The sequence below is a fragment of the Variovorax sp. 3319 genome (genome assembly GCF_031456585.1).
Classification (GTDB): Bacteria; Pseudomonadota; Gammaproteobacteria; order Burkholderiales; family Burkholderiaceae_C; genus Variovorax; species Variovorax paradoxus_P.
Genome location: NZ_JAVDUZ010000002.1, coordinates 279,324 through 291,056 on the forward strand (window position 1 = coordinate 279,324; position 11,733 = coordinate 291,056).

Consider the following 11,733-nt stretch of genomic DNA (forward strand, 5'->3'; position numbering starts at 1 on the left):
CGTGCCGTAGTCACGGCACCCACCAGTAGCGCAATGCGTGAAAGTAGATTGGCGCCGCAAAGATCACCGAGTCGAGCCGGTCGAGCATGCCACCGTGGCCTTCGATCATCGAGCCCCAGTCTTTCACGCCGCGGTCGCGCTTGATTGCCGACATCACGAGCCCGCCGAAGAAGCCCATGAGGCAGATGGTGAGCGCCATCAGCGCGGCCTGCCACGGGTTGAACGGCGTCGCCCAATAGAGCGCCGCGCCGAGAGCGGTAGCGCTGGCGACGCCACCGACCAGGCCTTCCCAGGTTTTGGACGGAGAGAGTTCGGGCGCCACCTTGCGCTTGCCGAAGAGCTTGCCCCAGACGTACTGCAGCACGTCGCTGCCCTGCACCACGATCACCAGGAAAGCAATCAACAGGAGGTTGCGGCCTTCGAAGCCGGGAATCTGCAGCGTGAGCAGCGCCGGCACGTGGCTGATGCAGAACACGCAGATCATCAGTCCCCACTGGATCTTGGAGGTTCGCTCCAGAAAGCGCTGGGTGTCGCCGCCCACCGCCGCAAGAATGGGCAGTACAAGAAAGGCGTAGACCGGAATGAATATCGAATAGAGCCCGTACCACTCGATCCACACCAGAAAGTACTGCACCGGCAGCCCGATATAGAACGCCGCCGCAATTGCATGGTGGTCGCCGCGCCGCGTGTAGGCGAGGCTGATGAACTCGCGCAGCGCATAGAAGGAGATCAGGTAGAACAGCACGATCACGCCGCCCTTGCCAAATGCAAAGGCAAGGCCGATCACCGCCACCATCACCCACCACGCATTCACGCGGGCGTTGAGGTTGTCGATGACGGAGTTGGGCTGGCCCTGCGCCACGCGCCACTTGAGCGTGGTGCCAATGGCGGAGGCAAGTATCAGCACGCCGGCCACACCTCCGAAGAGTTGCAGCGTGGTCTGGGTAGATGGCGAGATGTTCATGGCGTCGTGGCAGCTGCTTTTTCTTGTTCTGGCACGCGGTCGTATTCGGGGCGCAGGTCGAGCATTGCAGCGCGCGCGCGGGTCAGGAAGCCCGTTTTGTCTTCGCCGTCGGCCAGGCGGATCGGCGCGCCGAAGCGAACCGTGCAGGCCAGTGGAATCGGCACCAGCGTGCCCTTGGGCAACACGCGTTTCAGGTTTTCGATCCACACCGGTACCAGCCGCACTTCGGGGCAGGCGCGTGCCAGGTGATAGAGCCCGCTCTTGAGCGGCAGCAGGATCTCGTCGCCGGTGTTGCGCGTGCCCTCCGGAAACATGATGAGCGAGTCACCACCCTCCAGCGCTTCTTTCATCTGGTCTACAGGGTTGCCGCCCTGGCCTGAGCCATCGCGGCGGATCATCAAGGCGTTGAACACATCGGCGCCGATGAACTGGCGCACCTTGGACGCCATCCAGTAGTCCTGCCCCGCCACGGGCCGCGTCAATGCGCGAAGATCGGGCGGCAGCGTGGCCCACAGCAGCACGAAGTCGCCGTGGCTGGTGTGGTTGGCGAAGTACAGCGTCTGCTCGGCCTTGGGCGTGGTGCCGCTCCAGATGGCGCGCACGCCCGTCAAGAGGCCGGCTGCGCCGATGATCAGCTTGCCCGCAACGACGGCGAGTGCACGCCGAAATAGCGTGCTCTCGGGGCGGGAGTCTTTTTCTTTGTTGTTGTCGGTGTTGTTGTCTTTTTCGGTCACGACAGGTCCTGGGTCATCAAGGCAAGGAGAAACATCGCGCTCTGGCAAGCGACCACGATGGCGTGGCGCTGCATGAGCTGCCGCGTGCCTTGCACGCGGTCATCGAGCGGCCGCAGCGCCTGAGCCGTTTGCGCGTTGCGCAGGCCGAGCCTGTCGAGTGCGGTGTCGAGCGCATCGAGCGACGCGATGGTGCCGCGCGCCAAGCCGGCGAACAGCGCCTGGTCCAACCGCAGCCTGAACGCGAAATAGCGTTCGAGCCCGCCAAGCACCACCACCGCTCCAAAGCCCATGGCCGCCGTGGTCGAGAGTGAGCGCACGGTGAGGGCGAGCACCAGCGCCGCAATGCACATGAGTGCAAAGCCCCACACCGCCAGCACCGCTGCCGAGCGCAGCAACCCGGCTAGGGCTGCGCAGGTGGTGCGATCGTTTTCAGTCATGAGGCGGCGCTCCAGGAACCGTGCGGCCCAGCGGCTCGAGCGAGACTCTCCACGCGGGGCGAAGAACGATTTGCGGGCGCGCCACGCGCACCGCGTCTTCCGCCTGCACCAGCCCGCCCGATGCGCCGTAGCGACCCAGCCATGCAATGGTCGCCGCGGCACTGCGCGAGAAGCCCAGCGCACAGCAGACCCACACTGCCGCGCCTTCGGCATCGAGGCGCTGGCCTTCGATGACCGCAGCGGCGCGCTGCAGCCGCACGGTCGGTGGCACGGTCAGGTCGAGTATCGGCACGCAGCGCGCATGCGGAACGCCGGCCGGCGTCTGCAGCTCGGCACACAGGCTCACCAGCCGGGGCTGCCCGGCAGCCATCCATTCGGCCTTCGTCGGCAGGCGTCCGAGGCGCAATCCCGGCACTACTTCGACCGACGCCGGCAGCTTGCGCGTCCAGAGCCACGCATTGACGGCGGCGCCCAGGCGATAGGGCGCAAACAGCCAGCGTGCGGCCCAGCCAATGCGCCCGTGACCGTTCATCTGGAAGCCGCGCGCCCCAAAGCCGATGTAGTTGAGCGCCACCAGGGCCAGCGAAACCGCGGGCCAACCGAGCCACAGCAATACCCCGCCGCCATACAAGCCGGCCGCAAGAAACAGCGCCGCCCCGGCGGCATAGAAGCCCGCCAGCTTGCGGCGCTGCGCATCGCGCGTGCATTGCCAGGCGCGCGGCATCGACACCGTGCGCTCCAGCGGCCACAGCCATACGCAGAAAAGGCCCAGCAGTGCGCCCGTGGGAATGTCGATGAAATGGTGCTGCCAAGTGGTGAGCACCGATGCGCAGATGGCGAATGCCCACACATGCAGCACCCACCTTGTCCACGCTGCGCGCAGGAACTGCCGGTACCAGTCCCAAAGGATCACTGCCAGTGCAATGTGCAGCGATGGCGCCTGGTTGTAGGGCTGGTCGAAGCCGCGCAGCGCATTGAACAGGAACGCCGGGGCGCCCTGTACCTCCGGTTGCCCAAAGCTGAAATGCAGCGGCCAGACGACGAAGCAGGTGCAGGCGATGAGCGTGGCGCTCACCAGCCGCAGCGCATGCCGGTCGAGCGTGTGCTTGCTGCGCGCGAGAAAAAGCGAGAGCGCGTAGAAGACGTTGATCGTCCAGTACGGAAAGATCGTCCACGCCCAGAACGGCACCTGCCGCTCCCATTCGAAGGCCATGGAAGGCACTTGCGCGCGCGTGGTGGCCCACCAGTTGGCGAGGCCGTAGGTTGTGTAGAACAGCGGCCCCAGGAACACCAGCCATGCCGCGGCCCGCTTCCACGGGCGTTGCGCCAGCCAGTGCTTCATTTCGCGCAACGTTCCAAGTTCATGCCACCCTCACAGCGAGCGAGACGGTGAAGATGCCCCACTCGTCGACGCGCTGGTCGATCTTGCGAAAGCCCGCTTCTTCGACCAGCTGGTCCATCTCGGCCTGCGTGCGGCGGCGCATTACCCAGGCCTCGCCCTGGCGGTGGCTGGTGAGCGCGCGCGCAATCATCTCGAGCTGCGGATGCCAGGGCTGTCCGGTGTAGACAAGGTAGCCGCGGTCTTCCACCGCATCGCCCACGCCCGCGAGAGAGCGCCGCACCATCTCGTTGTCGGGAAACAGTTCGTACAGGCCCGACACCACGGCAAGGGTGGGGCGTGGCGTTACCGTGGCCAGGCTGATGCGATCGAAGGCGTCGGCCTGAACGAACTGCGCGACGTCTTCGAGGCCTTTTTCGGCGATGAGCGCGCGGCCGTCGCGCACGTTGATGTCGCTGTAGTCGCGCAGCAGGATCGAGCTGGCCTTGACCGGGCTTGCAGCCACCGCGTCGAGCACATAGCGGCCATGGCCCGCTGCAATGTCCATCACGCGCACCTCGCGATGCATTTCGGCCAGGCGCTCCATCGCGATGCGAATCAACTCCTCGACATGGACCTTGCGCTGCCGAATACCGCGCCAGCCAATCGAGTTGAGGTAGGTCTTGTCGATCGAGCGGCCGAGCGGCCCGTTGCCCTGGGGCTCGTTGCGGTAGACGTAGTCGAGCGTGCTGCCCGAATCGAAGCCGGTGTCGTGGCCCAGCTTCACGCCGCGAGCAAGCGTGCCACCAAAGCGCAGCCCGGCCCGCGTGAGCCCCCAGTAGGCGCCGCGCGGAGAAAGCGATGGCAGCGGTTCGGCCAAGGCGCGCGACTCGTCGGCGGTGTTGCCGCTCAGGTGCGCGGCGCGCAGGTCGACCGGTGCGGGTGGCTGGTCGAACAGCTGCAGGACGAACTCGCGGATGGCCTGCACCGCCGGTGCGCGGTCTTTCTCGCCCAGCGTGTCGTGAAAGAAGCCCGGCAGTTCCATCTTGGTCTTGATGGCGCTGCCCAGCCGCTCGAAGAACTGGTGCTGCGGCTTGTGGTGCACCACCCAGTCAGCCCCGGATATCAGCAACTGCACCGGCTGCGTGATGGCGTTGGCGTCGGCCACCACGCGGTCGGCCGCTTCGTACAGGCCCAGCAGGATGTTCACCGCAATGGGCCGCGAGATCAGCGGATCGCTTTCGTAGCTGGCAATGCGCGCCGGATCATGCGTGAGGAACTTCGCCTTCACATAGCTGTTGACGAAGAACAGGCCGCGCAGCTTGTGCATGAGGCCCAGCCCCGCGCGCGCAAAAGGCACATAGAGCTTGACCTTGAAAGCCGGCGAGGCCAGCGTGAGCCCGCGCACCTTGGGCGCGTAGTCGTGCGCCCAGGTAGAAACCAGCACGGCGCCCACGCTCTGCGCAATCACGTGGATGTCCTGCTCGGCCACGCCATGCGCGCTGCCGATGTGCTGCACGAAGGTCTGCACGTCCCGCACAGACGTGGCAAAGCTCGGGCTGTAGCCGCGCTGGCCCGGCGAGCGGCCGTGGCCGCGCGCGTCCCAGGCAAAAAAGTCGATGTCGGGCAGGTTGAGCTCGTCGACCAGGTGCGACATGCGCGCGCCGTGCTCGTGCCCGCGATGAAACAGCACGATCGCGCCGCGGCGCGCTGCGCCCGTGGCCGGCCAGTGCCGGTAGAAGAGCGATTCGCCGTCGTGCGTGCGGAACTGGCGCTCTTGCGCCGTGCGTTGGTGGGTGTTGGTATCGATGTCGGTCATTGAATCCAGATCGCTGTTCTTTTGTTTGTTGTGCAGGGGTTCATGCGGCTTCGGCCAGCGCACGCCGCACGCGGTTGGCCACCGTCCAGGCGACAAGTGCGGCGAGAAGCGGCATCAGCCAGGCCGCCGAGCCCGGCAGCGGCCAGCCCAGCACCACATAAAGGCCGAGTGCGCCGAATACGAAGGCGCGGTCGCTCTTGCCGAGCGGCCCGTCGTAGCGGCGCGAGGCGCCCACCGTGGGCCCCAGCGCGCCGGCAAATTCGCTCAGGCCCGCAAGCATGATCACGGTGCCGACCCAGAACGGGCTGAACGGCTGAACCAGCGCAAAGGGCAGGTACAGCGCGGCGTCGGAGACTACGTCGGTCAGTTCGTTGAGAAAAGCGCCGAGCTTGCTCTGCTGCCCGTGCTCGCGCGCCAGCATGCCGTCGATGGCGTTGAAAGCCATGCGCACGAACATCCAGGCCGGAATGAGCGCAAAGGCCGCAGGCGACGGCGCAGCAAAGAAAAGCCAGAGCCCGATGGCAACCGAAACCGCGCATGCGGCCAGCGTGACCTGGTTGGCGGTAACGCCCATGGCGTGCAGGCGTGCCACCAGCGGCCGCAACAGCGCCTGGAACCGCGGCTTCAGTTCGTAGATGGACACGTGCTGGCTTCCCCTCGTTTGTTATGTGGCCTGAGACGGCCGAAGCATTCTGCCAGTGTGGGGATTGGCCCCCACGCTCGGCACTTCATGTCCTCGCTGCCCCCCAAGGGGGCCACTCGCTTGCTTGGGGGCGGCCCGGCGCGCGCTCGGACTAAACTTGCCGCCGAAGCCCCTCATTCCATGACCATCCAGACTGACGATTTCGCCCCCGCACCGCCCCGCGTGGTGTCCGCCGCCCCGGCTTCGCCCCAGGAAGAGGCGATAGAGCGGGCGCTGCGGCCCAAGCTGCTCGACGAATACGTCGGCCAGGCCAAGGTGCGCGAGCAGCTCGAAATCTTCATTGGCGCGGCGCGCAAACGCAAGGAAGCGCTCGACCACGTGCTGCTGTTCGGCCCGCCCGGCCTCGGCAAGACCACGCTGTCGCACATCATTGCGGCCGAACTGGGCGTGAACCTGCGCCAGACCTCCGGCCCCGTGCTCGAAAAGCCCAAGGACCTGGCCGCGCTGTTGACCAACCTCGAGCCGAACGACGTGCTCTTCATCGACGAGATCCACCGCCTGAGCCCGGTAGTCGAGGAAATCCTCTACCCCGCGCTGGAGGACTACCAGATCGACATCATGATCGGCGAAGGCCCCGCGGCGCGCAGCATCAAGCTCGACCTGCAGCCCTTCACGCTCGTGGGGGCCACCACCCGGGCCGGCATGCTCACCAACCCGCTGCGCGACCGCTTCGGCATCGTTGCGCGGCTGGAGTTCTACACGCCCGAAGAACTGGCGCTCATCGTGCGGCGCAGCGCCGGGCTGCTCAAGGTCGAAACAGACGAAGCCGGCGGCTTCGAGATTGCGCGCCGCTCGCGCGGCACGCCCCGCATTGCCAACCGCTTGCTGCGGCGTGTGCGCGACTATGCCGAGGTAAAGGGCAACGGCCGCATCACCGAAGACATTGCGCACAAGGCGCTTGCCATGCTCGATGTCGATCCGCAGGGCTTCGACCTGATGGACCGCAAGCTGCTCGAGGCTGTTATCCACCGTTTCGATGGTGGCCCTGTGGGGCTGGACAACGTGGCGGCCAGCATCGGCGAGGAGCGCGACACCATCGAGGATGTGATCGAGCCGTATCTCATTCAGCAGGGCTACCTTCAGCGCACCCCCCGCGGACGCATCGCCACGCTGGCGGCCTACCGCCACCTGGGCGTAACGCCGCCTTCGAGCCGCTCGGACGGGCAAGACCTTTTCGGAATCTGATCTTCTTCTACTCATGCATACCCATGACCTGAGTGCCTGGCAGCACGACCATCACTTTGGCGCAGGCAACGAGTCGGCCGAGCGCAGCACCCGCCTCGTGATGTGGATCACCATTGCCGCAATGGTCGTCGAGATCGGCGCGGGGTGGTGGTTCAACTCCATGGCGCTGCTGGCCGATGGCTGGCACATGAGCTCGCATGCGTTGGCCATCGGCCTGAGCGCCTTTGCCTATGCGGCGGCGCGACGCTACGCGCACGATCCGCGCTTTGCTTTTGGCACCTGGAAGATCGAAGTGCTGGGCGGCTTTGCGAGCGCGTTGATGCTGCTTGGCGTTGCGGTGCTCATGGTGGTGGGTTCCATCGAACGGCTGCTCTCGCCTTCGGCCATTCACTACCGCGAAGCCGTGGCGGTGGCCGTGCTGGGGCTGGTGGTCAACCTGGTCTGCGCGCGGCTGCTGGGCTCGGCTCACCACCACGGGCATGGGCATGGGCACGACCATGGTCATGCGCATCATCACGATCACGGCCACGCGCATGGCCACGACCTGAACCTTCGCTCGGCCTACCTGCACGTGGTGGCCGATGCCGCTACCTCCGTGCTCGCCATTGCGGCGCTCCTGGGCGGCTGGTTCTTCGGCTGGGCCTGGCTCGACCCGGCGATGGGCATCGTGGGTGCGGTGCTGGTGTCCGTGTGGGCCAAGGGCCTGCTGAAGGAAACCGGCCGCGTGTTGCTCGACCGCGAGATGGACCATCCCGTCACGGCCGAGATTCGCGAAGGCGTGGAAACCATGCTGGCCGATTCCGAAACGCGCGTGGTCGACCTGCACGTGTGGCGCGTGGGCCGGGAGGCCTATGCCTGTGCGCTCACCGTGGTGACGCATTCCCCCACGCTCTCGGCCGACGAGGTGCGCGCCTGCTTCTCGATGCACGAGGAAATCCGCCACTCGACGGTGGAAATCCAGCGCTGCGCAACCTGAGCTGACTGCACCGCGTGGCGTGCGGGCCACGCGTCACCGGAGTGTCACGGGAAAGCCATCGCGCCGTCATGCGGCGGTGGGAGCCTACCCGTCCATGCAACGCGACGATGCTTTCCTCCGCGCATGGCGCGACACAGCGACCCGGGCCCCCGAGCCGGAGGACGACGATCTTGCGCGCCCGCCGCTGCGCTATCGCACCCTCTGGATCTCCGATTTGCACCTCGGCACGCCCGGCTGCCAGGCCCGCGCGCTGCTCGACTTTCTGAAGCACACGGAGTGCGAAACCCTGTTCCTGGTCGGCGACATCATCGACGGCTGGCAGCTCAAGCGCCACTGGTACTGGCCGCAGGCCCACAACGACGTGATCCAGAAGCTGCTGCGAAAGGCGCGCAAGGGCACCCGCGTGATTTTCATTCCGGGCAACCACGACGAGTTTGCACGCAAGTATTTGCACCACAACTTCGGCGGCATCGACGTGGCAGAGGAATGGATTCATGAGACGGCCGACGGCCGCAAGCTCTGGATCATTCATGGCGACCTGTTCGACGGTGTGATCCAGTGCGCCAAGTGGCTCGCGCACGTGGGCGATTCGCTCTACGAGTTCACGCTCAAGCTCAACCGGCACCTCAACTCGCTGCGCGCGCGCATGGGACTGCCGTACTGGTCGCTTTCCAAGTACCTCAAGGGCAAGGTCAAGCGTGCCGTGAGCTACGTGGGCGACTTCGAGAACGCGGTGGCGCGCGAAGCCCGCAAGCGCGGCGTGCAGGGCGTGGTGTGCGGCCACATCCACCATGCGGAGATGCGCGACATCGACGGCATTCTTTATTGCAACGACGGCGACTGGGTCGAAAGCCTCACCGCGCTGGCCGAGCATGCAGACGGCACTCTGGAGATCATCGACTGGGCCCGGCACATGCCGGTGAACGCGAAGGTCGGCGCACAGCGTGAGCCCGTCGCGGCCTGAGCAACGGACGGCCCAGCGGTTACTGGTCGGCTCGTGGCCGATGGGAGGGCTGGCCGAGGTGCTGCTCGCGCCAGCTGTCGTAATGCCGCAGCATGGTCTTGCCCACTTCATCGGCCCAAAGCCACCAGGCGAGCGCAAGGTTTTCTGCGCCCGTGGGTTCGGGAAGCGGGTTGGCCATTGGCGCGGCAGGCGCCGCCGGGTCTGGCAGTTCGTAGTCGCACAGCCGCTCGACGCTGGCGTGCGAGAAATTCGTGGCGACAAGGCTCAAGGTTGCTCTCCTTCGAGCGGCGCGTTCTTGGGCGCCTAAGAACAACTCCCGTAACGAATTGGAACAGTAAACGCGCGAGAAATCGCCTCGGGCAATCCCGAATGAAAACAAAAGGACTCATAAAACCGCGGCCGACCCAAAGGGATCGGCGGGCTTGGTGCGCCAGCTCAGCGCCGCATGGTGTCGAGCTGTGTCACGGGCGGACTGTCGTTGCCCCATGACCCGCGGATAAAGGTGAGCACCGCCGACACGTCGGCCGCATCGAGCAGGTGCCCGAACGGCGGCATGCCGTAAGGCCGCGGATTGCCTTCGGTGGCGGGCAGGTAGCCGCCGTGTGCAATTACCTGGATCAGATTGGTCGTCTGCGCCATGTTCACGGCGCGGTTGCCCGCCAGCGGCGGAAATGCGCCCGGCGCTCCCTGGCCCTGGTCGCCGTGGCAATAGGCGCAGCGCTGGTCGTAGATCTTCGCGCCGCGCGCCATGGTGCCGGCGTCCCGGCGCAGGGCGGCGACGGGTTGTGCCGGTGCGGCAGATGCAGCCGGCACCCCCGGCAAGTCTTTCAGGTAGCTCGCCATCGCGGCCAGATCGGCATCGCTCAGGTACTGCGTGCTGCGAAACACCACGTCCGCCATCGGCCCCATGACCGAGCCGCGCGGTGCGATGCCGCTCTTGAGCAGTGCGACAACCTCGGTCGTGGGCCAGTCGGCCAGGCCCGCTTCGTGCGGATCGGCAAGCGACGGCGCATACCAGTTCTCCGCCGCGATCAGCCCGCCCGAAAGGCCGAGCTTGGTCTGCGTGGCGCCGAGCGAATCGCGGCTGCCGTGGCAGGCGATGCAGTGGCCCAGCCCGCCGACCAGGTACGCGCCGCGGTTCCATTCCGCCGGCTTGCCTGTGTTGGCGACGAAGGTCTCGGGTTTGAATGAAAGAGCCCGCCACACCGCGAGCGCAGCCTGCGTGTCGTAGGGAAACCGAAGCCGGTGCGCCAGGTTCGGCGCCGGCGCGGGCGGCACGCTGCGCAGGTAGGCATAGATGGCGTCCGAATCTTCTCGCGTTACCTGCGTGAAGTTTGGATAGGGAAACGCGGGATACAGAAGCCGGCCGTCCTTGCTGCGGCCGTTGTGCATTGCGCGCCAGAAGTGGGCGCTGCTCCAGCTTCCGATGCCGGATTTTTCGTCCGGTGTCAGGTTGCTCGAATACACCGTGCCGAAAGGCGTTTCGATCGGCAGGCCGCCCGCGTAGGGCTGGCCGCCGCGCGTGGTGTGGCAACCGGCGCAGTTGCCGGCCAGCGCAAGATAGCGTCCGCGCTCGACCTGCTGCGGCGTGGCGTTGAAGGTTTCGGCCCGGTCCGGCAGCGGGTCTTCGCCGCGCAGGTTCAGCGCCACAATGCCGCCGGCCGCGCCGCCCACCAGCAGCACCACAAGCAGCAGACCCCAGCCGAGATATTTCATCTTCTTCATGGCCGCCTCACTTCGGCATGCCGCCGCACGCAATCGGCAGCGGTGCAGGCAAGGACGAAGCGGGCTTCGGATCGGCCGGCATGGGTTGCACTGCGAGCCAGCTTGCCACGGCGTTGATGTCGGCGGTGGTCATGCGGCGGCCGATCTCGGCCATGCAGTCGGGTGCGAGCGCATGCCGTTCGTTGGTCAGCCAGGCGCCGAGCTGCGACGACACGTAGAGGCGCGGCAACCCAAGCAGCCCCGGAATGGCCGGCTGCACGCCGGTGAGCGCGGCCCCGTGGCATTGCACGCAGGCCGGAATGCGGCGCGCCGCATCGCCTTCGAGCGCAAGCTGGCGGCCGCGCGCCAGCTGCGCGGGCGTTGCATCGCTCGCGGGCGAAACGGGCGGGTAGGGCAGGTCCAGGCCGGCAAAGTATTCGGCCATCTCCATCAGGTACGCATCGGAGAGGTGCTGCACCATGTAGGTCATGTCGGCGTTGAAGCGCCGGCCGTCGCGAAAGCTCCGCAGCTGGTTGAACAGATAACCCGCGGGCTTGCCTGACAGTCGCGGAAAGTAGCCCGCGTTGGTGGTGGCGCCCTCGCGCCCATGGCAGGCAATGCAGGCGGCCACGCGCTGCTCGATGCCGTTGGCAGCCATGGCGATTCCATGGCTTCCGAGCAATAGAAGGAGCGCGATCCCGGCGAGGTGGCGGACGGCCTTCATCACGTGCCGGCTGCAAGGTGCGCAAGCGCCAGCAGCCCCGCAATGAGCAGCAGCACCGTGACCAGCGCCACGCCGATCAGCGGCAGCAACCCGACCTGCTCGGTGCGCCGGTCGGCATCTGCCCGTCGGCCGCCCAGCCCGATGAAACTCCAGAGAACGGCGCGTACCGCGCGCATGAGATTGACCATGCACCGACTGTGCCCCA

The 11,733-nt window shown here is 66.4% G+C and carries 13 protein-coding genes; 3 read left to right on the top strand and 10 right to left on the bottom strand.

Annotated elements, in window-relative coordinates; translation table 11 throughout:
- Window positions 1-10: 10 nt before the first annotated feature.
- The 6 genes from J2X67_RS05630 to J2X67_RS05655 are packed head-to-tail and all read right to left on the bottom strand — an operon-like array spanning window position 11 to window position 5,915.
- Window positions 11-964 carry a phosphatidate cytidylyltransferase gene (locus J2X67_RS05630; RefSeq protein WP_309951278.1) on the bottom strand — a complete coding sequence of 318 codons (954 nt, stop codon included), beginning with the start codon at window positions 962-964 and terminating at the stop codon, window positions 11-13.
- Window positions 961-1,698, bottom strand: a complete 738-nt coding sequence (locus J2X67_RS05635) for a lysophospholipid acyltransferase family protein (RefSeq protein ID WP_309951279.1) — start codon at window positions 1,696-1,698, stop codon at window positions 961-963. The genes J2X67_RS05630 and J2X67_RS05635 overlap by 4 nt, the downstream gene beginning before the upstream one ends.
- Window positions 1,695-2,135, bottom strand: a complete 441-nt coding sequence (locus tag J2X67_RS05640) for a hypothetical protein (protein ID WP_309951281.1) — start codon at window positions 2,133-2,135, stop codon at window positions 1,695-1,697. Before J2X67_RS05640 ends, J2X67_RS05635 begins: the two co-directional genes overlap by 4 nt.
- The gene (locus J2X67_RS05645; protein WP_309951282.1) at window positions 2,128-3,477 is read right to left on the bottom strand and encodes a phosphatase PAP2/dual specificity phosphatase family protein; all 1,350 of its coding nucleotides are present in this window, start codon (window positions 3,475-3,477) and stop codon (window positions 2,128-2,130) included. Before J2X67_RS05645 ends, J2X67_RS05640 begins: the two co-directional genes overlap by 8 nt.
- Window positions 3,478-3,496: 19 nt before the next feature.
- Window positions 3,497-5,272 (bottom strand): bifunctional alpha/beta hydrolase/class I SAM-dependent methyltransferase, encoded by a 1,776-nt coding sequence (locus J2X67_RS05650; protein ID WP_309951283.1) that lies wholly within the window; start codon window positions 5,270-5,272, stop codon window positions 3,497-3,499.
- A gap of 40 nt (window positions 5,273-5,312) precedes the next feature.
- Window positions 5,313-5,915, bottom strand: a complete 603-nt coding sequence (locus J2X67_RS05655; RefSeq protein WP_309951284.1) for a CDP-alcohol phosphatidyltransferase family protein — start codon at window positions 5,913-5,915, stop codon at window positions 5,313-5,315.
- Between the two features lie 180 nt (window positions 5,916-6,095).
- Here J2X67_RS05655 and ruvB point away from each other — a divergent pair, with 180 nt between their 5' ends.
- The 3 genes from ruvB to J2X67_RS05670 all read left to right on the top strand — a co-directional run bounded on the left by ruvB (window position 6,096) and on the right by J2X67_RS05670 (window position 9,100).
- On the top strand, window positions 6,096-7,160 hold the full coding sequence (ruvB, locus tag J2X67_RS05660) for a Holliday junction branch migration DNA helicase RuvB (RefSeq protein WP_126749416.1): 1,065 nt from the start codon (window positions 6,096-6,098) through the stop codon (window positions 7,158-7,160).
- A gap of 13 nt (window positions 7,161-7,173) precedes the next feature.
- Window positions 7,174-8,136 carry a CDF family Co(II)/Ni(II) efflux transporter DmeF gene (gene dmeF, locus J2X67_RS05665; protein WP_309951285.1) on the top strand — a complete coding sequence of 321 codons (963 nt, stop codon included), beginning with the start codon at window positions 7,174-7,176 and terminating at the stop codon, window positions 8,134-8,136.
- A gap of 94 nt (window positions 8,137-8,230) precedes the next feature.
- On the top strand, window positions 8,231-9,100 hold the full coding sequence (locus tag J2X67_RS05670; RefSeq protein WP_309951286.1) for a UDP-2,3-diacylglucosamine diphosphatase: 870 nt from the start codon (window positions 8,231-8,233) through the stop codon (window positions 9,098-9,100).
- Between the two features lie 19 nt (window positions 9,101-9,119).
- Here the strand turns inward: J2X67_RS05670 and J2X67_RS05675 are convergent, their stop codons facing one another.
- From J2X67_RS05675 to J2X67_RS05690, 4 genes are all read right to left on the bottom strand, one after another.
- Window positions 9,120-9,368, bottom strand: coding sequence for a hypothetical protein (locus J2X67_RS05675; RefSeq protein ID WP_309951287.1), 249 nt, complete (start codon window positions 9,366-9,368; stop codon window positions 9,120-9,122).
- Window positions 9,369-9,535: 167 nt separating this feature from the next.
- Window positions 9,536-10,816 carry a cytochrome c gene (locus tag J2X67_RS05680; protein WP_309951811.1) on the bottom strand — a complete coding sequence of 427 codons (1,281 nt, stop codon included), beginning with the start codon at window positions 10,814-10,816 and terminating at the stop codon, window positions 9,536-9,538.
- A gap of 16 nt (window positions 10,817-10,832) precedes the next feature.
- Window positions 10,833-11,528 carry a c-type cytochrome gene (locus J2X67_RS05685; RefSeq protein WP_409050465.1) on the bottom strand — a complete coding sequence of 232 codons (696 nt, stop codon included), beginning with the start codon at window positions 11,526-11,528 and terminating at the stop codon, window positions 10,833-10,835.
- Window positions 11,528-11,716: a DUF2970 domain-containing protein gene (locus tag J2X67_RS05690; protein ID WP_309951289.1), complete on the bottom strand. Its 189-nt coding sequence runs from the start codon at window positions 11,714-11,716 to the stop codon at window positions 11,528-11,530. The genes J2X67_RS05685 and J2X67_RS05690 overlap by 1 nt, the downstream gene beginning before the upstream one ends.
- Between the last annotated feature and the right edge of the window lie 17 nt (window positions 11,717-11,733).

Bases quoted from the DNA above. Each gene is read 5' to 3' on its own strand.
- J2X67_RS05630 (WP_309951278.1), bottom strand. From the start codon at position 964: ATGAACATCTCGCCATCTACCCAGACCACGCTGCAACTCTTCGGAGGT.
- J2X67_RS05640 (WP_309951281.1), bottom strand. From the start codon at position 2,135: ATGACTGAAAACGATCGCACCACCTGCGCAGCCCTAGCCGGGTTGCTG.
- J2X67_RS05645 (WP_309951282.1), bottom strand. From the start codon at position 3,477: ATGAAGCACTGGCTGGCGCAACGCCCGTGGAAGCGGGCCGCGGCATGG.
- J2X67_RS05650 (WP_309951283.1), bottom strand. From the start codon at position 5,272: ATGACCGACATCGATACCAACACCCACCAACGCACGGCGCAAGAGCGC.
- ruvB (WP_126749416.1), top strand. From the start codon at position 6,096: ATGACCATCCAGACTGACGATTTCGCCCCCGCACCGCCCCGCGTGGTG.
- dmeF (WP_309951285.1), top strand. From the start codon at position 7,174: ATGCATACCCATGACCTGAGTGCCTGGCAGCACGACCATCACTTTGGC.
- J2X67_RS05670 (WP_309951286.1), top strand. From the start codon at position 8,231: ATGCAACGCGACGATGCTTTCCTCCGCGCATGGCGCGACACAGCGACC.
- J2X67_RS05680 (WP_309951811.1), bottom strand. From the start codon at position 10,816: ATGAAATATCTCGGCTGGGGTCTGCTGCTTGTGGTGCTGCTGGTGGGC.
- J2X67_RS05685 (WP_409050465.1), bottom strand. From the start codon at position 11,528: ATGAAGGCCGTCCGCCACCTCGCCGGGATCGCGCTCCTTCTATTGCTC.
- J2X67_RS05690 (WP_309951289.1), bottom strand. From the start codon at position 11,716: ATGGTCAATCTCATGCGCGCGGTACGCGCCGTTCTCTGGAGTTTCATC.